This is a genomic window from Syntrophotalea acetylenivorans (assembly GCF_001887775.1).
Taxonomy (GTDB): Bacteria; Desulfobacterota; Desulfuromonadia; order Desulfuromonadales; family Syntrophotaleaceae; genus Syntrophotalea_A; species Syntrophotalea_A acetylenivorans.
Genome location: NZ_CP015519.1, coordinates 788,852 through 810,638, shown reverse-complemented (window position 1 = coordinate 810,638; position 21,787 = coordinate 788,852). Strand labels below are relative to the sequence as shown.

Sequence of the window (21,787 nt, the reverse complement as noted above, 5' to 3'; positions counted from 1 at the left end):
CCGCATTAGCATGGATTGGGTGTGGTTATGAAACTCGAGGCAATTCACCGGGAGCAAAAACATTATCGTTCAAGACCGAAATCTTCTTCGGTTAATGTTGATGTGTATTCGTCCAAAACTTCTTCGGCCTCATCATGGTCGGGGACTTTTGCCAGATGAATCAGCGCGTCCCCTTCGTGGGCCAAGGGTAGATTCAGTTGGCCAATCACCACCCCTGTAAATGGTGCAATAACTTCTTCGCGATCATCGCCAAAGGGATCACTCAGAACCCCGAGCAAATTCCCCTTTTTGATCAAGCCTCCCAATTTTACTTTAAGCGAAAAGGTTCCGCTCATATTCGCCCGGACCCAACTGGTGCGGTCTGTGATAATGGGCTCCCGGTATTTTGCCCGTTTATCCGCCGCCAGCATTCCCGTATGTCGCATTAACTTGAGAATGCCACGCAAGCCGGTACGAATAACGGACTCGTTGAAATATAAAGCTTCGCCACCTTCGAAAACCAATACCGGTTTTCCGAGGGCAGCAACCGCTTCCCGCAATGACCCTTCCCGTAACTCACTGGGGACCACGATGGGCGCACCAAAGGCTGAAGCGAGTTCAATGGTTTTTGCATCGTCCAAACAAGCGCGAATCTGCGGCAAGTTGCTACGGAAATTAGATCCGGTATGCAGGTCAATGCCAAAATCACAGCGACTGCCGATTTCCGTCATGAACAGATGTGCTAAGCGTCCTGCCAAAGAGCCTTTTACCTTGCCGGGAAAGGAGCGATTCAAATCACGGCGATCCGGTAGGTAGCGGGATCGCTGGATAAATCCAAAGGGGTTGGCAACAGGAACCGCCAACAACGTCCCTCGCAAATTTTTAAGCGAACGGCTAATTAAAAGACGCCGGACGATTTCTACACCATTGATCTCATCACCATGAACGGCAGCGCTGACAAAAAGAACCGGTCCGCTGCTTCGACCATGGACAACTTGAACCGGCAGGGTCATTTCGTTACTTGTATACAGGCGCGCCATGGGCAATGCGATAGTCGCACGGCTGCCAGGGTTTACCGTGACGCCACCAAACTCGAAGGGTTTTGCGCTTTTCATCCTTTTCCTCGGGTTTTGGTCCGACCGGGCCTGGCTTGTTTTTCAATAAATTGGATGATCATGGCGGCAACATCCTTCCCCGTAGCGGTTTCGATTCCTTCCAGGCCCGGGGAGGAGTTGACTTCCATGACAACCGGGCCATGGTTAGAACGCAACAGATCGACTCCCGCGATATTCAAACCCATGATGCGGGCGGCACGGGTTGCCGTTGAACGTTCCTCGGGGGTTAGTCGGGCAATACTTGCCTGGCCACCCCGGTGCAGGTTGGAGCGGAATTCACCCTCTTTCCCTTGGCGTTTCATGGCGGCCACGACCTTGTCGCCGATGACAAGACAACGGATATCGGCTCCATCAGCCTCTTGGATAAATTCCTGAACCAGGATGTTTTCCTTTAAACCACGAAAAGCTTCAATAACACTTTCAGCAGCCTTGCTAGTCTCTGCCAGAACGACGCCGATTCCCTGGGTGCCTTCCAGCAATTTAATGACCAGTGGCGCTCCGCCGGCAAGGTCCATTAAATCGTTGGTGTATTTTGTTGAGTGAGCAAAACCCGTCACAGGCAGACCAATGCCTTTACGGGCCAGCAACTGCAGACTGCGCAGCTTGTCACGGGAGCGACTGATGGCAACCGACTCATTGACACTATAAATCCCCATCATTTCGAACTGACGTACCACAGCCGTGCCGTAAAAAGTGATGGACGCGCCAATCCGCGGAATAATAGCATCGACCCCAATCAGCTCTTCCCCTTTGTAGTGGATTGTTGGGCGCTGGCTGGCGATGGTCATGTAACAAAGAAGCGGGTCTACGACTTTGATTTCGTGACCCAGCGCCGTGCCGGCTTCAACCAACCGGCGCGTGGAATAGAGTTTGGGGTTTCTGGAGAGAATGGCAATTCTCATCTCTTCTTCCCTTTCATTTGGCAGTTTGAGTGGTGGGCCGTCCGAATAGATACGATTGGTCTGGAAGTACCGCAAGGTTGTGCATTGCCGTCCGGCCGATCAGCATCCGAAACTTCATGCTGTCGCGGTTGGTCAGGGTCATTTCAATGGGCCAGGATTTTTCCCCCAGTTGAACCGTCGTCTCAATTACGTAGCGCATTTCCTTGTGCCCACCGGAATCACTGACCTGACGATAGTCCTTTACCGGGTACTCACAGATCACCTCAATGTCGAGGCGTTTCTGCAGAGGGTGTACGCCGAAACGCACCATCTCAATGCCGTCTTCTTCAAAAGGTTCAACGAAGAAAGCATGCAATGCCGAGGTTCTGGCCCCGGTATCAATTTTGGCCTTAATTCTGGGAATATTCAGCTCCGGCAATGATACCCATTCCCGCCAGCCTATAAGAACTTTATCCATCAAGGAGCCTTAGCTAATTGTTTGAAAGTATGACAAAATTTCCTCTTGCGACACTATATAATCTTTTGTGCCTAATTTTGCACTGTTTTTTTGTGATTTCATTTAGCACTCCATTGCATTTAGCCTATAATTGTCAGAAATTATCCTGAAGTCAGGGTTTTTGAAAAAGGCTGAAACTAACAACTTTCAGCGAAAAGCCATATTTAGACAAAAACAAGGAGGCCTTACCATTGTTCATTTCGAGTCATTTTTTTAGGGTGGCTACTGTTTTGGACTTCATCGGGGTGGGTAAATGAATTGGCGTATGCTGTTTGAAGACAGTCAAAGCTGGGATCACATTTTGTTTTCTGTCTGCTGGCTTTTGGCGGCGGCCATCATTGGGCGAATAATTCATTTTCTTGTTTTCCGATTACTTCAGTGTCGGGCGGTAGATAGCAGGCAAAACCTGAGTGTAACCTTGTTGAAGCATTTGCGCGCTCCCGCCGGTCTGGTCATCCCCCTGCTTTCCATCCTGTTGATCGCACCTGCCCTGCAGTTTCCAGAAGAGACCGTGATGGTATGCCGACGCATTTTCAGCCTCGGTTTTATTGCCAGTGTTGCCTGGCTCCTTGGGAGCACCGTATTCATCTTTCGCGACCTGGTTCTTAGCCGATACGATGTCACAGCCCGGGACAATCTGAAGGCCCGGGCAGTTCACACCCAGATTAATGTACTGGTCAAAATAACCCTGGTTGTCATCTGTGTTATAGCGGCAGCGTGCATGATGATGATCTTTGAAAATATTCGACAACTGGGCACCAGCCTTCTGGCTTCGGCGGGAGTGATCGGGATCATCGTCGGCTTCGCCGCTCAGCGCAGCCTCGGAACTCTTCTGGCAGGCCTTCAGATCGCCATTACCCAACCGATCCGTATCGACGACGTGGTGATCGTAGAGGGCGAATGGGGCCGGATCGAAGAGATTACCTTGACCTATGTGGTAGTCCGAATCTGGGATTTGCGCCGGATTATCCTTCCCGTCACTTATTTCTTGGAAAAGCCTTTCCAGAACTGGACGCGGGTTTCTGCCGACCTTCTTGGGTCGGTTTTCCTCCACGCCGATTACACCGTGCCAGTTGAGGCCCTCAGAAATGAGTTACAGCGGATTCTGGCTGGGTCAGAAAATTGGGACGGCAAAGTTTGGAAGCTGCAAGCGACCAATGCCACGGCAACAACCGTGGAATTCCGTGCATTGATGAGCGCTCCCGATTCCTCCATGGCATGGGATCTTCGCTGCGAGGTTCGAGAGAAACTCCTGGCCTTTCTGCAAAAGAATTTTCCTGAAAGCTTGCCGAAAGTGCGAGCTGAGCTTAAAACAGTGGCAAGAGCAAGAGAAGATGGGAGTTGTGCGTTTGGCACGACCCACGTTACGAAAGAGTAAGGCGAAAGTTTATCTATGTACCTGGGAGGTGTTGTGAAATATCTATTGTGCTGCTTATTACTGTTGCTGGGACTTGTTTCTCCTCTTGTCGCTCAAGAACAAGTCGTCCCACCGCCAGACAAGGTCCCTTTCCCCGGCCTGGCTGAGCTTATCCCCAGACTTGCCGAATTGGAAGATCAAGCAAGCGCCATACAAATCCGAATCACGGCTATTGCGGATACGAAATCATTTGCGGCTCAGCTCGAAACTATCGGTCAAAACCAGGAAGAGCTGGAACAACAAATTGCAAAACTGGGTGACTTGACGACCTGGAGCTTTGAAAGTCTTCAGGACGAACGTTACCGATTAACGGAACAAAAAAACGCACTCCAAAAACTGTTGGAGGTTTTGTCGGCCCGGCTAGGGGATCTGGACGGCCTTAGTCAGGAATGGAAGGCGAAAAGATCCTTCTGGGAAAAATGGGAAGTGGAATTAAGCGGGGCGCAACAACAGGTTTCTAAGCAGGCATTTAAGGACGCTCAATCCATCACCAAACAAGTTCTGGAAAGTGTCAGCGAAGCCTCTCCGCCTCTGGTATCCATGCAAAAGGATGCGACGGATGTACAGAAAAATAACTTTGAGATTCTCAATCGGGTTGAATCAACCCTTAGTGAACTGCGTCAGCAAACGTTTAAGAAAACCGCCCACTCCTTTGCTTCTGGGCTATATTACCAGCAATTTAACGCTGAACTATGGGACACAGCGAGAACCCGGGTGGCCTCAGAACTATCGTTCAACCCCGGTTTCTTTCAGGAGCAGGGCTGGGTTTTTGTCCTACAGGTTGTTTTGGCTTTGGCCTTAGCGGTGTTTATTCATAGGCACCGGGCAAGGGCTGAGGTCGCTGAAGAGTGGCAATTTATCTTGCGCCACCCTTTGGCTACGGGGATTTTCGTGGCCGTCGCTACTTTCGGTCCCCTATATAGCAATCCGCCCTCTTTGTGGCGCCTTTTCTTATGGGGGCTGGCGGTCTCCTCTGCAGCTATACTGACGGCCAGTTTGTTAAGAAATCCCCGCAAGATATTCATGGTCTGCTTATTGGCCTTTATTGCAATCCTCTCCCTGGGACTGCAAATTGTCTCGTTGCCCCAACCGGTCTATCGTCTTTATCTGGCTCTTTTGTCACTGGCCGGTATCCCCTTGCTGCTGGTACTCGCTTCCATTAATCAGCGCGCCAAGGAGGGGAGGTTGGGTGGTTTTACCTTGGCACTCAGGATGGGGGTGGTAATCCTTTCCGTTTCTTTTGTTTCTCAATTTGCCGGTTACAGCACTCTGTCGTCGCGATTGATGGATTCCTCCATCCAAACTGTTTTTTTAGGTCTTTTGACAGCCATGGGTGTTCGCCTGGGAAGGGGCAGCATCGATTACCTTAATAGCCTTGAGTTTCTTCGCCATTTTAAATTTTTTCGCCGTTATGGCGATAAGCTTGCCGATCACCTAAAGGGGCTTTTCAGCACCTTGGTCGTGATCTATGTCTTTTTCTACCTTCTTGCAGTATGGGGCCTCTACGATTCGCCGGGCCAGGGGTGGGAAGCCTTATTGGGGTGGGAGGTCAGTTTAGGAGAAACCGCCCTGACCGTGAAAATGGGCCTGTTGGTCGTTATCGCCTTGTATCTTTCGCTTGTAGTTTCCTGGTTTCTTCAGGCTCTACTGGAAACGCAGTTTTTTCCAGGCAAAAAGCTTGATCGCGGGGTCAGGGACTCCATCAAAAAACTTCTTCACTACGTTCTGGTCCTGATCGGATTTTTGATAGCAATTAGCCTCGCGGGAATGGACCTCAAAGCCTTTGCTGTGGTGGCCGGGGCCTTCGGCATAGGTATCGGCTTCGGCTTGCAGAACATCGTCAATAACTTCATAAGCGGCCTAATCCTTCTCTTCGAGCGGCCGGTCAAGGTAGGAGATGTCGTCGTTCTTGCCGGCGAATGGGGGACGATCAAGAAGATCGGTCTGCGATCAACCATCATGGAAACCTGGGATCGGGCGGAAGTCATTGTTCCCAACTCTCAATTGATCTCCGAAACCGTAACTAACTGGACCCTAAGCAGTTCTGTGGCTCGGGCCGTCGTCCCGGTAGGGGTCGCCTATGGCAGCGATGTGCCGCTGGTTCTTGAAGTTCTTCAGGAGGCCGCCCAAAAACATCCCGATGTTCTTGATGATCCTCCCCCGAGTCCGATTTTCGTCGGATTCGGCGATAGCTCCCTTGATTTCGAGTTGCGCGCCTGGATGGGGGATGTCACTAAGCGCCTGCAGGTCAGGAGTGAGCTGGGACAATATGTTGATCGGAGATTTCGCGAAGAAGGAGTACAGATTCCATTCCCGCAGCGGGACCTGCACCTGCGTAGCGTGGACGAAAAGATTCTAGTGGGTAAAAGGAGTCAAGAGGAAGTTCTCCCCCACGACTGATATTTTACAAAGCCTTAGTAGGAGTGCGATAAAGGAACGAAACCGAAAAAATAGGGTCATAATTTCAATTCGTGCCTGGAAGGATAAACGATATGGAACGGGCCCAACCTGCATCCCGCAGGTTGGGCCGTCTTATATTTTTCTCAAGTTGGTTGCGGTGGTTGAGAGATTATCTAAAGCTGGTGAGATAGTCGAAAAAGCACCGGTAGGAAGGGCTTCCAGTAGACTTGGCTAACCAGGCGGGCTTCCCTAATATGGCCGAAACGTTGACACCGCTTGATAAACATTTTGTCAGGCAGTTTTTTGCTGGGTTTTAAGGCCGAGGCGAAGGAAGATCAGCTTGGTGGCATCGGAGTTGTTAAGGGTGTAGAAGTGAATGCCTCGCACCTGATTATCCAGTAGGTCACGGCACTGTTCGGTGGCCCAGTGAATGCCGATATTACGCACGGCTTCGGGATCGTCCTGGCAACGTTGCACCGAGCGCAGCAGGGCAGCTGGAAAACGGGTGCCCCCGGCCAGGTCGGCCATGCGCTTCATGCCCTCGACCGAGGCGATGGGCATCACGCCGGCGATGATGGGTACGGTGATGCCGGCGAGCAGGCAGCGCTCCCGGAAGTCGTAAAAGTCGCGATTGTCGAAAAACAGCTGGGTGCAGATGTAGTCGGCCCCTTCGTCGACCTTGGCCTTGAGGTAATCCATTTCCAACAGGCGATTAGGGGTCCCGGGATGTCCTTCCGGAAAACCCGCTACTCCGATCCCGAACCCTCGTGGGTCGGGATGCAGCCCTCGCTCATTGAACTGGCGAATGTAGCGCACCAGATCAGCGGCCTGTGGAAAAGCGTCCTGCGAGCGATCGTAGTTCGGTTTATCGGGGGGCGGATCACCGGCCAAGGCAAGAATATTGCTCACTCCGGCCTTGGCATAACAGGTAAGGATCTGTTCGATTTCTTCTGCCGGACTGCCAACACAGGTCAGATGAGGAATGGGGTCGAGTTGGGTTTGTTCATGGATCCGCATTACCAGCTCGTGGGTCCTCTCGCGAGTTGTGCCGCCGGCGCCGTAGGTCACCGAAGTGAAATGCGGCTTCAGGGGTTCCAACTGGCGGATTGTCTCGTAGAGGCGGTTCGCTGCCTTATCCGTTTTGGGTGGAAAGAACTCAAAAGAAAAGGTGGTGGGGTTGGCGGCAAAAATATCGAGTATATGCATGACCGTCCTTTGCTACGGATAAGAGATGGCAGGCATTTTATCGACTGATTTAAAAGGCGTCAACCGTTTCATCGCAACATTGGATAATGACCAACGAATAGCCTTCGAGTATGAATTGAAGACGCTGCGAAAAGTTAACGCGCAGGAAATAGAACCAGATGCTGGACTTCCGCACGGATACCGATTCGGGTTCCCGGATGGTGGTCGCAGGTACTGGGCATCAACATCTGCAGTCGGGTGTTATTTGCCATACCCAGGGTATAGAGAATGTTCGGTCCGCGGAAGTTGCGCTGAACAACTTCGGCATTCGGTTCCAATGCCGCGTCGTAGAGAATATCCTCGGGACGGATCAGGACATTGACCGGTGTGCCAGTCGGCAGTTCGATGCAACACTGACCATACAGTATGCCCAATTCCGTTTCTACGTGGCAGTCGGTGCCGACGATGCCCGGAAGAAGCACCCCCTCGCCGACAAAATCAGCTACATAAGGATTAGCCGGATGGTGATACAGGTTGAAAGCCGTATCCCACTGCTGAATTTCTCCAGATCTCATCACCCCGACCAGATCGGCCATGGCAAAGGCTTCATGCTGGTTGTGGGTGACCATCAAAGCGGTGGTGCCTTGAGCTTTTAGGATATCGCGCACTTCCAGCGAGAGGTGCTCGCGCAAGGTGACATCGAGGTTGGAAAAGGGTTCGTCCAGCAAAAGCAACTGTGGCTGAGGCGCCAGAGCTCTTGCCAGGGCTACTCGTTGTTGTTGGCCTCCGGAAAGCTCGTGGGGAAATCGTTCCTGAACATTCGCCAGGCCCATGGTTTCGAGCAGGTTGGATACTCGTTCGGCGACAGGTTTTTTCGGCGTGCCCTTCAGGCCAAAGGCGATATTGTCGAAGATGCTCAGATGGGGGAACAGGGCATAATCCTGAAATACCATACCCACCCGGCGCTGATCTGCCGCCAGGGTCCAGTCGGCACGGCTGGCCAGTTGTCCGGCGATGTGAATCTCGCCCTCCAGCAGGGGTTCGAAACCGGCGATGGTGCGCAGTACGCTGGTTTTACCGCATCCGCTTTCTCCCAGCAGGCAGCCGATCTGGCCGGCCTCCAATTCCATGGAAAGTTGGTGCACCACCGATTGCCGTCCATAGGCCTGGCTGATGTTATGAAGTTTGAGCATGGGTTCCATAGTCAAAAGTCCTTCGCAATAACGTTGATCCAAAGTCTCTTGCAGGTTTGGGTGTTCCAGATTAACGATCCATTTTGCGAATCAGCAGCATAATTGGCAACAGTCCCGCCGCCACCAGGAACAGGGCAGGAATGGCGGCCCTTTCCCATTCACCTTCTGAGGTAAGTTCAAATATCTTGACGGCCAGGGTATCCCAGCCAAAGGGCCGGGTCATCAAGGTGATGGGCATTTCCTTCATAATGTCGACAAAGGCCAGGGTAAGCGCGGTTGCCAGGCCGCTGCTGACAATGGGCAGGTGAATTTTGCGCACCAGCGCAAGGCCTCCGGTTCCGAGCATTCGTGCGGCTTCGTCGATACTGGGACGAATGCGCTGCATTGCGCTGTCGACCGCTTGGTGGCCGACGGCCAGGAAACGAATCAGATAAGCCAGGAGCATGATGGCCACCGATTCGCGGAAAATTGCTCCGGGTGATGTGCCGAACAGGCGGCGCGATGTATCGATCAGGATATTGTCCAGTCCGGCCAGTGGGATGTAGATGCCGACTGCCAGTACGCTGCCTGGCAAGGCATAGCCGAGGCCCGAAATCCACACCAGTACCTTGGTCAGACGATCTGGTTGACGCCGTCTGGCATAGGACAGGATCAAAGCCACCGCTGCGATCAACAGGGCGCCGAGCAGGCCGAGCAACAGCGAGTGACCGAGCCAAGCGAAATAGCGGCGGTCGAATTCCTCGCCGAAGCTGCTTGAGGCCCAGAGCAGCAATTGCATCGCCGGCAAGCCGAAGGATACCAGTAATATCAGGCCACAGTAACTGCAGGCCAGCCTGCCGCGCCATCCTGTAAGCTGCAAGCGCTCTCCCGAATGGCCTGTACGACCACTGGGGGTATAGCGCATGCGGCGCCGTTGCCATTGTTCAGCCACCAGCAGAACGAAGGCGATCACGATCAGCAAGGAGGATAGCTGGGCTGCTCCCTCCAAGGAGAAAAAACCGAACCACATCTTGTAGATTGCGGTGGTTAAGGTGTCGTAGTTAAAGACCGAGACGGCGCCGAAATCGGCCAGGGTTTCCATCAGTACCAGCAGGGCACCACCAGCGATCCAAGGCCGGGCCATGGGCAGGGCCACCCTGAAAAAACCCTGCCAGCGATTGCAGCCCAGGGACTGTGCCGCTTCGAGGGCTCGTATTCCCTGTGTCAGAAAGGCGTTGCGCGCCAGCAGATAAACATAGGGGAAAAGGGACAGGGAGAGAACCGTTATGACTCCGGCGGCAGAACGGATATCCGGAATCGGGATGGCCGGCCCGAACCAGGAACGTAACAGGCTCGGCACTATCCCGGAAAAATCGAACAAGCCGAGAAATACGAAAGCCATGACATAGGCCGGCATAGCCATGGGAAGCAACAGGGCCCAGGAGAAAAAGCGGCGCCCGGGAAAGGCGCAGGTCGCGGTGAGCCAGGCCAGGCTGACTCCGAGCAGCAAGGTGCCGGCAGGTACTCCCAGTACCAGCCACAGGGTGTTCCAGAGCAGCTCGACCAGCAGGGTCTGGTAAAGATGTTGCCACAATTCCGGTTGCGGCCGCAAAAACGAGCCGCCTACCACCACCAGTGGTGCCAGCACCAGCAGGGCGACGGTTATCACCAGAAAGTGCCAACCGTTCAGTCGCATAATACGATGGCGCAGGGCCCCCGCGATGGGAGGCCCTGCCGTGGTGGAAGGTGCTAAAGACATGGGTTTATCCCGAGTTGAAGAGCTTTCTATTTAACGATAACCGGCCCGATCCATGAGCTTGATCGCTGCCGCCTGAAGCTCTCCGGCTTTGGCCAGATTCATTTCGTTGCCCTTGAAGGCGCCCCAGGCCGCGACCTGATCATTGGCTTTTACCGCAGGGTTGACCGGGTATTCCATATTGGCGTCGGCAAACAGGTTCTGCGCCTCTGCCGAAGATAGCCACTCGAGGAATCGGGTGGCGGCCTCTTGGTTTTTGCTGGCTTTAACCACACCGGCACCGGAAACATTGACGTGCACGCCGCTGGTTTTTTGGTTGGGCCAGAACAATGCCAGTTTTAAGTCGGAATTTTTCTTTTGCAGGCGACCGAAATAATAAGTGTTAACCACCGCGACATCACCCTGACCGGCCAGGATCGCTTCCATGGTTTTGGTGTCGTTGGAAAAAGGTGCAGCAGCCAGGTTGGCCACCCAGGATCTTACGATCTTTTCGGTTTTCGCTTCGCCATGTTCAGCGATAAGCATCGCCACCAGCGATTGATTGTAGACCTTTTTGGCTGTGCGCAGCAGCAGGCGCCCTTTCCATTGTTCTTCGCCCAGAGCCTCGTAAGTGGTCAATTCGGCCGGATCGATCCGTTCGGTGCTGTAGACGATGGTGCGGCATCTCTTGGATAGGCCGAACCATCGTCCCTGGGGATCGCGCAGGGCTTCGGGAACATTGGTTTTAAGGATGGAAGAATCGATCTGCTCGAGCAGCCCCTCATTGGCCGCATGCCAGAGGTTGCCGGCATCTACGGTGATCAGCAGGTCTGCCTGGGTGTGTTCCCCTTCAGCCTTGAGGCGCTGCAGCAAAGGTCCGGCTTTGTCAGTAATATAGCGGATTTTTACCCCGGTTGCATCGGTGTAGGCATCGAACAGGGGCTTGATCAGGTGCTCCTTTCGGGCCGAGTAGACAACCAACTCGTTCTTTTCTGCAGAAAAAGCAGGCAAGGTGGTTAAAACAAGCATCATGACGGTCAACAGACAGACAAACGATTTCATACTGACTCCTTTTGAACGTGAAATTGAAAACCGCGTTCAATATGCGAGAAGTCGAGTAAAGTTGTCAAGAAAAAACTGATACTGCGGGGAGGTTCTTTTGTTAAGGAATGTGTTTTGGGCGGGGTAGGTAGTGAAAGGATGCAGTTAAAAACAACAATGGCTATTCAGACATGAAAAAGGGCCGCCTGAATGGCGGCCCTCCATGGTTTTAACGAAAGTAAGCTTCGCTGACGTAGCGGCGCATCATTGATTGAGTATTGAAATAGTAGGCGTTTTTTCCGATGGCATTTTTCATTACTCGGATCCAGCCCGGCCGATTTTCGTAGTAGAGGGGCAAGATAATGTTTTCCAATTTGTCGTAGAGGTCGCGGACATCTTCGTCGGTGTGGTTTTGATCGATCGAATTGCCTTGAGGCGGTGGACCGATGCACCAACCAGTGATCCCTTCAATGTGGCCTTCGATCCACCAGCCGTCCAATACGCTAAAGTTGGGAACGCCGTTGAGGGCGGCCTTCATACCGCTGGTTCCCGAAGCCTCAAGGGGACGAATGGGATTGTTAAGCCAGAGGTCAACGCCAGGGATTAGAAGACTGGCTAATCGCATGTCGTAATTTTCCAGATAGACAACCTCGATCTGGCCACGAAGTTTTTCGATTTCGCCAATGATGGTGTGAATGATCTCTTTGCCCGGTTGATCATGGGGATGAGCCTTGCCTGCAAACAACAACTGAATTTTATTCCGGCCGACCTTTAACAGGCGTTCTATATCGGAAAAAATAAGGTTGCCTCGTTTATAGGTAGCAACCCGGCGGGCAAAACCGATGGTAAGAATTTCCGGATCAAGCTGAATGCCTGTCGTTTCGGCCACATACTGAAATAAAATAGCTTTGGCCCCGGCATGGGCTTCCCAGATTTCCTGGTCTGGAATGGTATCGACCCTGACCAGCAATTCCGGTTCGGTGCCCCAACTTGGGAAATAACGGGAAAATAGTTTGACCATGTGGGGCGAAGCCCATGTGAAGGGATGAATACCGTTGGTGATAGCGTGAATCTCGAAACCAGGGAACAGGGCCTGTGAGACCTCGCCGTGCTTTTTCGCCACACCGTTGACGTAACGACTCAGATTCAATGCCAGCATGGTCATGTTGAGCTCGTCCTTGCCGCCTAATTCCTTCAGCAGGAAGAGGGGTACATCGTCTCCCAGTATCCGCTGAACCAGGTCGTAAGGGAAGCGGTCATGTCCGGCCGTCACCGGGGTATGGGTAGTGAAGACACATTGCTGTTGGACTTTACGCGGGTCCCAGGAGTTGCGTTCGTCCCAGGTGTCTTCCACCGGGCGACGGGTGCGGTTAAGCAGTTCCAGGGTCAGCAAGCTGGCGTGGCCCTCGTTCATATGATATTTGCGAATTCGAAATCCGAGCCCGGCAAGGATGCGGGCACCGCCGATACCTAGGACGATCTCCTGTTTGAGGCGGTATTCGTTGTCTCCGCCATAGAGGTGGTCGGTGATGGTTCGATCCTGTTCCTGATTGCCTTCAATATCCGTATCGAGATAAAACACAGGAACTTCGCCGCCAGTAGGACTTTTGACCCGTTTAAGCCAGGCTTGAACTTTAACGTCGCGATTCTCGATAGAGATCAGTGCTTTGACCGGCATCAACTCCAGAATCTCTTCCGGAGACCATTCGTTTGGCGATTCTTGTTGCCAGCCCTGATTATCGATGGATTGGTGAAAATAGCCTTTTCGGCTGGCCAGAGTGACAGCGACCATGGGCAATTGTAAGTCGGCCGCAGCTTTGATGGTGTCGCCAGCGAGAATGCCAAGCCCGCCACTGTAGGTTGGGATGTCTGCGCTAAGGCCGATTTCCATGGAAAAATAGGCGATGACCGGGTCAGCAAGAAAACGTTTCCAGTCGCTCATCGGGGACAATCCTCCAAGAATTAAATGTTGGGTAAGAAATGCCGAAATCTCCGGCGATAAGAACATGCTTTGCTAGACGTTACTATAGAGTAACGGAAAGAATCCTCTGGTCAAAATATATTTCCAGAAAAATGGTTGTGGTCGGGAGGGAAGATTAAAGACGCAGGCCAAAGAACATTCTGTTGCAAGGGTGACTGCCGCATGCAGGATGGATGGTAAAAAGGAGGAGAAGTCTGTCAAGTTTGACGGACTGAAACGAAAATTGACTGTTTGGAGGCAGAATTCAAGAATTTAAGGATAAACAGTAAGGCCATTTGCCGAATGTTGTGGGAATACGGGCCAATCAGGCGGTTTGGCCATGGGCCCACGATTAGGCCGAGAGGCTTTCAAATATAGTACATGAATTTATGGTTGGATTCGCGCTTAAGGCCCATGGCCTGCCCCCGCTCGCAAAGAGTTTTAAGAGTCAGGCTGGAAAGATATTCGTTCAGGAGGGCGGTCGCTTCGTGCCAAACCGTTTGCGTAACACATTGACCATTGAAATCGCAGACTGGTGTGCCTTCTTCTTTACAGGTGCAACTAACCAGAAGAGTATCACCTTCGGCAGCCTGAACAATATCCTGAACGGTAATTTCCTCAGGACGCTTTGCCAGAAAATATCCGCCCTGAGGGCCTTTTTTGCTTTTCAGGATGCCGGCCTTTTTGAAGCTTTGAAAGATCTGCTCCAGGTAGCGGGGGGAGATGTTCTGCCGCCGGGATATTTCTTTAACCTGAATCGGTAGATTGCCGGCATTGTAGGCCATATCGAACAGGGCACGCAGGCCGTAACGGCTTTTGGTGGATAGTCTCACATCTGGCTCCTCTGGATTGTTTGAACTTGATAAATACCATAAAACACAAGATGTTTCAATGACTTGTTTAATAGTTGTTTCATGGGATTAACATGCATCCATGGGTAAATAATCCCGAAAACAGTTCGGGTTTTAAATAGTTAGATCAACAACGGGACCGCCGAAGGGCGGTCCCGTTGTTGATTGCGAGAAGCATAAAACCTCAGAAACGGTATTGCCGAAACATCTATCAGCTGGCCTGCTTGTTTACCGAGTCACCCCGACCGGTGCCTACATCCCTGCCGATTGAACGAATACGACCGTGCATGCAAGCCCGGCAATCTGCAGCTGTTTCATCAATACAGGCTTTGGCCGGATATATTTCATATAACGCCCGGTACTTTTTGGGCGTCAGGTTTGGCATTACAATGTTCGCACCCCGGGACAGACCGAGTTCGCGCCCCGTCGGTGTATTGAGAGTTGCCAAAGCCGAGGTGGCTGGAATGTTGGCCTGGGGACAGGCTATGCGGGTCAGGGCAATGGCCTTGTAGGTCATCAGTTCGGTGTTGGGAACCTGATTAGGCGATATGATCGCCTCTTTTTTGGCGGCCTGACCGAGCATGGTATCGTGGTGGGCGATGAACGGGCCGACTCCGATCATGTCCAGATTGAGGGTGCGAAAGAGTTCTATGTCGTTCGCAAGATCTTCGTAGGTTTGGCCGGGGATCCCGACCATGACGCCGCTGCCAACCTCATAGCCAAGCTCGCCGATGATTTTCAATAACTCGATACGGTTGATGTCGATACCGGGGCGGGCAGGGTGGATGCGCTGGTAAAGGGTCTCGTTGGAGGTTTCGAACCGTAGCAGGTAACGGTCAGCACCAGCCTCACGCCACAGGGCCAGTTCCTCGCGACTTCGTTCGCCAAGACTGAGTGTAACGGCCAGGGGAGTTTCTTTTTTAATTCGGCGAATTAACTGAGCCATCCACTCTACATCCAGTGATAAATCCTCTCCCGATTGCAGTACGACGGTGCCGTATTTGTAATCGGCTCCTTCTTGCACGCAGGCTATTATCTCTTCTTCGGGCATTTGGTAGCGTTCGATTTTACGATTGCCTGCCCGTAGTCCGCAATAGTGACAGTCCCGAGAACAGGTGTTGGAAAATTCCAGTAATCCCCGCAAGTGCACCGCATTGCCGACATGCTGTTGCCGCACCAGGTCCGCTTCCTGCCACAATTCCTGCAATTTCTCTTCGTCTTCGGTTTTCAGCCATTCGAGGACTTTGTTCCGCTCCATAATTTTATCCTTTCCTGTGTTTTCAGTTATTGCCGAGTTCGGCAGGAAAGCCTCTGTCTGCCGGTAATTTCAATAATAGGTTTTAGAACCCTACCAAAACGATCAAGAAAAAACTTGATCCCGGTCAAAAAAAACAAAATTATGTGCGTATAGTGTGGGGCCGCATTATTTGCGGTATGATAATACTCTTAAAACGTTGGTCGTGGAAAAGGCTCTAGTGCAGGAAGCAGCTAAAAAAATAATTCTTGACAAAAACACTAAAAAACAAAAATACTAAATACGTGCAGAGTGTGGTTTTATTCGTGTGCTCAATGGTTGCACAAAAAGAGAGGTATAGTTTCAGAGCAAGGTGAAGGAGAGGTGTCATGACGGTAACGGTTAAATTATTTGCCACTTTTCGGGAAGGCCGGTTCAAAGAAGATCGGTGCAGTTATCCCGAGCAAACGACTATCGCTCAGATTATAGAACAGCTAGAACTGCCGGAGGAGCAACTCGGAGCCATTTTGCTGAATTCCCGGCACGTCGAAAAGGACCTGGTACTCCATGACGGGGACACCCTGTCCATATTTCCGCTGGTGGGAGGAGGATGAGATGAGCACATTGGAAGAGTATTTTGCAGCCAAGGCAAGCGGGGACCTGATCGCCTGGAAATTCCAGGTTGAGGCTGCCGCAAAATTCTCCATGAGTCTTGGGGAAGTCGAGGAAGCTATCTTTGGAGCAGGCTTACTTCCAGCGCGTTATCAACGCAACCGCAACATGTTGAGCACCGAACAGCAACACAAGCTTTTTCGCAGTTCTGTGGCGGTGATCGGCTGTGGTGGCCTCGGTGGTTACATTCTTGAGCAGTTGGCACGGCTGGGGGTCGGCAAGATTATCGCCATAGATCCCGATGTATTCGAGGAACATAACCTTAATCGGCAACTGCTGTCCTCCCCACGCCTGTTGGGCGCGTCGAAGGCCGAAACGGCCAGGGCGAGGGTTAACGACATCAATCCTGCTTTGAATCTGGTGGCCATCCAGGAGGCCTTTGATGCCGATAACGGTGCCGATCTGGTAGCCGGGGCCGATGTGGTGGTTGATGCAGTGGATAATGTCGCGGCCCGAAAGGCACTGGATGTGGTGTGTCGGGAATTGAAGGTGCCTCTGGTTCATGGGGCTATTGCCGGCTGGTACGGTCACGTGAGCACCCAGTACCCTGGCGACGAGATTATCGGCAAGCTCTACGGTAATGCCGATGAAACCCCTGGTGTGGAAAAACAGCTCGGGAATCCTTCTTTTACGCCGGGGGCAGCCGCCAGCTTCCAGGTAGCCGAGGTCTGCAAGATTATCAGTGGCGAAGGGGAACTGTTGCGCAATCGTAAATTGCATATTGATCTGTTGGCTATGGAGACGGAAGACGTCCCATTTTAAGGACTACAGGTTGATCCGTTGAGTCAGATAATTAATCGTTTTGTCAAAATAATTCAGCCATACTAAACCAAGGGGACTATATATCATGAGCGATTCACCAACCTATCGGGCCGAAACTCTGGCTCTGCATGCCGGCCAGGAAGTCGATCCGACCACCAAATCCCGTGCTGTTCCTATCTATCAAACGACCTCTTACGTATTCGACGATGCCGACCATGCCGCACGGCTTTTCGGCCTGGAAGAATTTGGCAATATTTATACCCGGTTGATGAATCCGACTACCGATGTGTTGGAAAAGCGTGTTGCCGCCCTTGAAGGAGGGATAGCCGCCCTGGCGGTGGCCTCAGGGCAGTCGGCCATCTCCCTGGCGCTGTTGACCCTGGCCCATGCCGGTGATGAGATCGTGGCTTCGACCAGTCTTTATGGCGGCACCTATAGCCTGTTCCGTTACACCCTGCCACAGTTGGGGGTGACAGTGCGCTTCGTTGATCCGGACGATCCGGAAAATTTTCGCGGCGCCATTAACGATAAGACCAAAGCGGTATTTGCCGAAACTTTAGGTAACCCCAAGCTCGACACGCTGGACATTGCTGCAGTGGCGGCCATCGCCCATGAAAATGGAGTGCCTCTGGTGATCGATAACACTGTTGCCTCGCCGTTTCTGGTTAACCCCCTGGCTCATGGCGCCGACATCGTCGTGCATTCCGCGACTAAATTTATCGGTGGTCACGGCACCTCCATCGGCGGGGTGATCGTCTCCGGCGGTGATTTTGATTGGGGCAACGGAAAGTTCCCACAACTGTCGGAGCCCGATCCGAGTTACCACGGCATCAACTTTCTCGAAGCTCTCGGTAACCTCGCCTATATCATCAAGGTCCGCGTTCAGTTGTTGCGCGATGTCGGCCCCGCACTGAGTCCCTTTAATGCCTTCCAGTTTTTGCAGGGCCTGGAGACACTGCCTCTGCGCATGGAGCGACACAGCCAGAACGCCCTTAAGGTCGCACAGTTCCTACAGAACCACCCCAAGGTCGGATGGGTGAATTATCCGGGACTTCCCGACCATCCGTCTTATGAAATCGCGAAAAAGACCTTTAAATATGGGCACTACAGTGCGCTGCTCGGTTTTGGTATCAAGGATGGCGGCATTGCTGAAGGTAAACGTTTTATCAACAGTCTGCAGCTTCACTCCTTGCTTGCCAATATTGGCGATGCCAAGTCGCTGGTCATCCATCCGGCTTCTACCACCCATCAGCAGCTTTCTTCGGAGGAACAACTGGCGAGTGGAGTCACACCTGATTTTATTCGACTTTCCGTTGGGCTTGAGCATGTGGACGATATTATTGCCGACCTTGATCAGGCGCTGAAACAACTTTGATGGCGTCGCAAAAAGTCCGCCTTACAGCGTTGCAGAGCTTTTTCAGGAATTTGACATACTGTTTGTATGCCGTCGCCCCTGAAAAATCACTACGCCTTGTATGCCGAAATTTTTGCTTAGACATCTCATGCCTTTTTGCAAGAGCATCAACTTTGATTTGTCCGTTTCAAACGCAGTTGCAGGGAGTTGTTTATGAAAATATACGATAGTGTAACCGAGCTCATCGGGGGAACACCTTTGGTGCGTCTCGGCACCATCAACAGCAAAGGCTACGGTGAAGTCCTCGCCAAACTGGAATATTTCAACCCGGGTGGCAGCGTTAAGGACCGTATTGGCCTGAGTATGATTGAGGATGCCGAATCCCGGGGCGTGCTTAAAAAAGGGGCGGTTATTATTGAGCCGACTAGCGGAAATACCGGCCTTGCACTGGCGCTGGTGGCAGCGGCCCGCGGTTATAAGCTGATCCTGACCATGCCCGAGTCGATGAGTGTCGAGCGACGGAATCTATTGAAGCAATATGGTGCCAAGGTCGTGTTGACTCCCAGGACCAAGGGTATGACAGGGGCTATTAAAGAGGCTATGGAACTTGCCGCAAAGACACCCGATGCGGTGATTCTTCAACAGTTCAGCAATCCGGCCAATCCGGCCGTACATCGCCGGACCACAGCCGAGGAGATCTGGAACGACACTGACGGTCTGGTAGATGTTGTTGTGGCCGGAGTCGGCACCGGTGGAACTATTACCGGTATCGGTGAAGCTCTGAAAGAGCGTAATCCACAGATTCGCATGGTGGCAGTGGAGCCTGTAGAGTCGGCTATTTTGTCCGGCGGAGTGCCCGGCCAACACAAATTGCAAGGTATTGGCGCCGGGTTTGTACCTGAAGTGCTCAATCGGACTATCATCGACGAGGTGGTAACGATCGAAGCGGAACAGGCCTTTGCCACCGCTCGCGACCTGGCCCGAACGGAAGGATTGCTGGTCGGAATTTCTGCCGGTGCTGCGGTGCATGCCGCACTGCAATTAGCCCAGCGGGAAGAGATGAAGGACAAGCGGATCGTTGTCATTTTGCCCGATACCGGGGAGCGCTACCTGTCGACGGAGTTGTTCGGTTAATGATCCAGACTCGGTTGATGGCTCCCGAATTATGTGATGGGTGGCATCAACTGAGACTTCGTTACAAAATTTACTATAAATGTTGCATGCCAGTAGTACTTGAATTAAACTTGACCAAAAGAGTCAAGTAGTGAGATGGGCAGTTGAGTCTTTTTCCTTTTAATTGGTGAGAAATGCTGTTGCGCCTGTTGACATACCTGTTGCTTCTGACTTTATCCGCCCCCGTTGGTGTTTGGGGGGCGATTGTTCACAGCTGCGACACGGCTGACAACCTAAAGCGCCCATCTTGTTGCCAGCCTGCCGACCATGGACATGCAACGCCAGATGGCACCATGCAGTTAACGCACCGATGCGATGTTCAGGTTCTGTCATTTGAACAGCAACGGCTAACTGCAGGTTTCAAATCTCCGTTCGATGATATATCCCCCGCGGATTTCATTGTCTCTTCCGTCACTTCAAGTCGACCCCAAAAAAACCTTCCCCTGCCTTCTTCTTTCGTCCGGAACTCTATTATTTCGGGGGCCGGACCACCCGTATTTCTCCGTACGTGTTCCTTCCTGATCTGATTTCCCCTCCTCTGATATTGAGCGACATGGGACCGGTGCGTCTGTCGGTCTTGGCGACCCAGATTGGCTGGCTGTAGTTCTGGTAATAACCGAGCTGGCCGAATTTTAGACTTGAATACCAATCTGTCCCCAAATTGCCCCTAGTTGTTTTGCCTGCATCCCAAGGCCTTGCTTTTAATAAAGTGAATCTGCCATGGCCAGGTTTTTTGGCACTTGCCGGCAGTGAATGGGTTTGGTTGATATAATTAGCGGAAAGAATGCTAATCGGAACAGGCAGGAGGAGGAATATGATTAAAGCCCCCGATTCTCTAGCTGGTTTGCTGTTCGTTTTGTTGCTTTTGATTGGTGTCCCGGAACAGATAGAGGCTGTTGCCGGGGAGTCGACTGACCCAGGATCGAACCCAAGGGCCCGTTTGGCCCGACATGTTGACGAGGCCTTGAACAACAACCCCGACTTGCAGGCCGCAGAAGCACGCTGGCAGATGGCCCGGCACAAGATAGGCCCAGCACGCAGTTTCGAGGACCCGCAGTTGAGCTTTGTCCTGTCGAATTACCCTGTCGACAGCCTTGGCGGCGATGAAACCCCCATGACGGGCAAGGAGATCCAGCTGTCTCAGATGTTTCCCTTCCCCGGAAAACTGGCCGCCCAAGGAGAGATGGCCGAATACCAGGCAATAGGGCAACAGGGAGTGTACGAAGAAGCCAAAAGACAACTGGTGCAAAAGGTCAAGGATGCCTGGTTTCTGCTTTATTTTCAGCAGCGGGCCATCGACATCACACGGCTGAATCTCGACATCTTGAGGGACTTTATTCAGCTAACGGAAACCCGCTATGCCGTAGGGACAGGCCTCCAACAGGATGTGCTCAAGGCCCAGGTGGAACGCTCCAGGCTACTGGACAGACTCTTTAACCTCGAACAACAGCGAATCAGTTCCCTGGCTGAGTTCAATCGCCTGCTTAACCGTCCGTCCTCAACGCCGCTGGCACCGCCGGAAGTGCTGAAACCGACAATGGTCCAGGCGAGTCAGCAGCAGTTGTTGGGACATGCTCTGACCCAACGGCCCCTTTTCACAACCTATCAGGCAGGAATCGATCGCTATAAGACTCAGCGCAGGCTGGCCAAACTCGATTATTACCCGAACTTCAAGATTTTTGCAGGCTATCGACAGCGCGAGGAGGTGCCAGGGGACCCGGTAGAAGGGGATGATTTTGTCAGTGCCGGTGTCAGCATCAATCTGCCTCTCTGGCAGGGGAAAAGGAAGGCTGCCGTTGCCGAGGCCGACTCTGGAATCCGCCTGGCACAACGGCAGTATCAGGAACTTTCTAACCGGGTGGCCTTTGCCATCACCGATCAGTACGCACAGATGACAAAGAATCGCGACCTGGTGGATTTGTACCAGACCGGCATTATCCCTCAGGCTGAACAGAGTTTCGAGGCGAGTTTAGCGGCCTATCAGGTCGGCGATGTCGATTTTCTTAATTTACTGGACAGTTTGATGACTCTATTTCGCTATCAGGTCGACTACCATCGCGCCTTGGCCGATCATGAGCGAAGCGTCGCCAGGCTGGAGGCGACGGTGGGGATCGATTTGAGTTCTGGTGAAGAGGTAAAATGAATAATGTGCTCAACCTTGAAAGGTGAAAAACTGTATCACGCTCGTTCGCTCCGATCACTAAAGCCTCAAAGGCGCAAAGAAAGTCAAAACACATCATAACAAGCTTTTCTTAGCGTCTTTGCGGCTTGAGCGACTGAAAGAGCGGGCGTGAGAACAGGTTTCTGGGTTTTGTTATTTAAAAGAGGCATCCTGACAG

General features: G+C 52.3%; 17 protein-coding genes. 7 read left to right on the top strand and 10 right to left on the bottom strand.

The window, feature by feature from the left end; translation table 11 throughout:
- Positions 1 to 62 precede the first annotated feature (62 nt).
- The 3 genes from A7E78_RS03710 to A7E78_RS03700 are packed head-to-tail and all read right to left on the bottom strand — an operon-like array spanning position 63 to position 2,453.
- Positions 63 to 1,094, bottom strand: a complete 1,032-nt coding sequence (locus tag A7E78_RS03710) for a succinylglutamate desuccinylase/aspartoacylase family protein (RefSeq protein WP_072282970.1) — start codon at positions 1,092 to 1,094, stop codon at positions 63 to 65.
- The gene (rimK, locus tag A7E78_RS03705) at positions 1,091 to 1,996 is read right to left on the bottom strand and encodes a 30S ribosomal protein S6--L-glutamate ligase (protein ID WP_072282969.1); all 906 of its coding nucleotides are present in this window, start codon (positions 1,994 to 1,996) and stop codon (positions 1,091 to 1,093) included. The genes A7E78_RS03710 and rimK overlap by 4 nt, the downstream gene beginning before the upstream one ends.
- 13 nt (positions 1,997 to 2,009) lie before the next feature.
- Positions 2,010 to 2,453 (bottom strand): ATP-dependent zinc protease family protein, encoded by a 444-nt coding sequence (locus A7E78_RS03700; RefSeq protein WP_072282968.1) that lies wholly within the window; start codon positions 2,451 to 2,453, stop codon positions 2,010 to 2,012.
- A gap of 292 nt (positions 2,454 to 2,745) precedes the next feature.
- Here A7E78_RS03700 and A7E78_RS03695 point away from each other — a divergent pair, with 292 nt between their 5' ends.
- Positions 2,746 to 3,870 (top strand): mechanosensitive ion channel family protein, encoded by a 1,125-nt coding sequence (locus A7E78_RS03695; protein WP_072282967.1) that lies wholly within the window; start codon positions 2,746 to 2,748, stop codon positions 3,868 to 3,870.
- Between the two features lie 33 nt (positions 3,871 to 3,903).
- Positions 3,904 to 6,309, top strand: a complete 2,406-nt coding sequence (locus A7E78_RS03690) for a mechanosensitive ion channel family protein (protein ID WP_158516064.1) — start codon at positions 3,904 to 3,906, stop codon at positions 6,307 to 6,309.
- A 291-nt stretch (positions 6,310 to 6,600) separates the two neighbouring features.
- On the opposite strand, the gene metF is transcribed toward A7E78_RS03690, so the two are convergent.
- The 7 genes from metF to hydE form a co-directional block, all read right to left on the bottom strand.
- The gene (gene metF, locus A7E78_RS03685) at positions 6,601 to 7,515 is read right to left on the bottom strand and encodes a methylenetetrahydrofolate reductase [NAD(P)H] (protein WP_072282965.1); all 915 of its coding nucleotides are present in this window, start codon (positions 7,513 to 7,515) and stop codon (positions 6,601 to 6,603) included.
- 134 nt (positions 7,516 to 7,649) lie between these two features.
- The gene (locus A7E78_RS03680; protein WP_072282964.1) at positions 7,650 to 8,696 is read right to left on the bottom strand and encodes an ABC transporter ATP-binding protein; all 1,047 of its coding nucleotides are present in this window, start codon (positions 8,694 to 8,696) and stop codon (positions 7,650 to 7,652) included.
- 61 nt (positions 8,697 to 8,757) lie between these two features.
- On the bottom strand, positions 8,758 to 10,425 hold the full coding sequence (locus tag A7E78_RS03675) for an ABC transporter permease (protein ID WP_083552647.1): 1,668 nt from the start codon (positions 10,423 to 10,425) through the stop codon (positions 8,758 to 8,760).
- Positions 10,426 to 10,455: 30 nt separating this feature from the next.
- Positions 10,456 to 11,463, bottom strand: coding sequence for an extracellular solute-binding protein (locus tag A7E78_RS03670; RefSeq protein ID WP_072282963.1), 1,008 nt, complete (start codon positions 11,461 to 11,463; stop codon positions 10,456 to 10,458).
- Positions 11,464 to 11,671: 208 nt separating this feature from the next.
- Positions 11,672 to 13,384, bottom strand: a complete 1,713-nt coding sequence (gene glgP, locus A7E78_RS03665; RefSeq protein ID WP_072282962.1) for an alpha-glucan family phosphorylase — start codon at positions 13,382 to 13,384, stop codon at positions 11,672 to 11,674.
- 386 nt (positions 13,385 to 13,770) lie between these two features.
- Positions 13,771 to 14,235 (bottom strand): RrF2 family transcriptional regulator, encoded by a 465-nt coding sequence (locus A7E78_RS03660; protein WP_072282961.1) that lies wholly within the window; start codon positions 14,233 to 14,235, stop codon positions 13,771 to 13,773.
- Between the two features lie 229 nt (positions 14,236 to 14,464).
- A complete protein-coding gene (hydE, locus tag A7E78_RS03655; protein WP_418361399.1) occupies positions 14,465 to 15,541 on the bottom strand; it encodes a [FeFe] hydrogenase H-cluster radical SAM maturase HydE in 1,077 nt (358 codons plus the stop codon).
- A 335-nt stretch (positions 15,542 to 15,876) separates the two neighbouring features.
- Between hydE and A7E78_RS03650 the strand changes: the two genes are divergently transcribed.
- From A7E78_RS03650 to A7E78_RS03630, 5 genes are all read left to right on the top strand, one after another.
- Positions 15,877 to 16,101: a MoaD/ThiS family protein gene (locus tag A7E78_RS03650; RefSeq protein ID WP_072282959.1), complete on the top strand. Its 225-nt coding sequence runs from the start codon at positions 15,877 to 15,879 to the stop codon at positions 16,099 to 16,101.
- Between the two features lies 1 nt (position 16,102).
- Positions 16,103 to 16,921 (top strand): HesA/MoeB/ThiF family protein, encoded by an 819-nt coding sequence (locus A7E78_RS03645; protein WP_083552645.1) that lies wholly within the window; start codon positions 16,103 to 16,105, stop codon positions 16,919 to 16,921.
- 85 nt (positions 16,922 to 17,006) lie between these two features.
- A complete protein-coding gene (locus tag A7E78_RS03640; protein WP_072282958.1) occupies positions 17,007 to 18,296 on the top strand; it encodes an O-acetylhomoserine aminocarboxypropyltransferase/cysteine synthase family protein in 1,290 nt (429 codons plus the stop codon).
- A gap of 192 nt (positions 18,297 to 18,488) precedes the next feature.
- A complete protein-coding gene (cysK, locus tag A7E78_RS03635; protein WP_072282957.1) occupies positions 18,489 to 19,409 on the top strand; it encodes a cysteine synthase A in 921 nt (306 codons plus the stop codon).
- Positions 19,410 to 20,262: 853 nt separating this feature from the next.
- A complete protein-coding gene (locus A7E78_RS03630) occupies positions 20,263 to 21,591 on the top strand; it encodes a TolC family protein (RefSeq protein WP_072282956.1) in 1,329 nt (442 codons plus the stop codon).
- Positions 21,592 to 21,787 lie beyond the last annotated feature (196 nt).

Coding starts and splice junctions, on each gene's coding strand:
- rimK (WP_072282969.1), bottom strand. CDS start 1,996: ATGAGAATTGCCATTCTCTCCAGAAACCCCAAACTCTATTCCACGCGC.
- A7E78_RS03645 (WP_083552645.1), top strand. CDS start 16,103: ATGAGCACATTGGAAGAGTATTTTGCAGCCAAGGCAAGCGGGGACCTG.
- cysK (WP_072282957.1), top strand. CDS start 18,489: ATGAAAATATACGATAGTGTAACCGAGCTCATCGGGGGAACACCTTTG.
- A7E78_RS03680 (WP_072282964.1), bottom strand. CDS start 8,696: ATGGAACCCATGCTCAAACTTCATAACATCAGCCAGGCCTATGGACGG.
- A7E78_RS03670 (WP_072282963.1), bottom strand. CDS start 11,463: ATGAAATCGTTTGTCTGTCTGTTGACCGTCATGATGCTTGTTTTAACC.
- A7E78_RS03710 (WP_072282970.1), bottom strand. CDS start 1,094: ATGAAAAGCGCAAAACCCTTCGAGTTTGGTGGCGTCACGGTAAACCCT.
- A7E78_RS03630 (WP_072282956.1), top strand. CDS start 20,263: ATGATTAAAGCCCCCGATTCTCTAGCTGGTTTGCTGTTCGTTTTGTTG.
- A7E78_RS03695 (WP_072282967.1), top strand. CDS start 2,746: ATGAATTGGCGTATGCTGTTTGAAGACAGTCAAAGCTGGGATCACATT.
- A7E78_RS03640 (WP_072282958.1), top strand. CDS start 17,007: ATGAGCGATTCACCAACCTATCGGGCCGAAACTCTGGCTCTGCATGCC.
- glgP (WP_072282962.1), bottom strand. CDS start 13,384: ATGAGCGACTGGAAACGTTTTCTTGCTGACCCGGTCATCGCCTATTTT.
- A7E78_RS03700 (WP_072282968.1), bottom strand. CDS start 2,453: ATGGATAAAGTTCTTATAGGCTGGCGGGAATGGGTATCATTGCCGGAG.
- A7E78_RS03675 (WP_083552647.1), bottom strand. CDS start 10,425: ATGTCTTTAGCACCTTCCACCACGGCAGGGCCTCCCATCGCGGGGGCC.
- metF (WP_072282965.1), bottom strand. CDS start 7,515: ATGCATATACTCGATATTTTTGCCGCCAACCCCACCACCTTTTCTTTT.
- A7E78_RS03650 (WP_072282959.1), top strand. CDS start 15,877: ATGACGGTAACGGTTAAATTATTTGCCACTTTTCGGGAAGGCCGGTTC.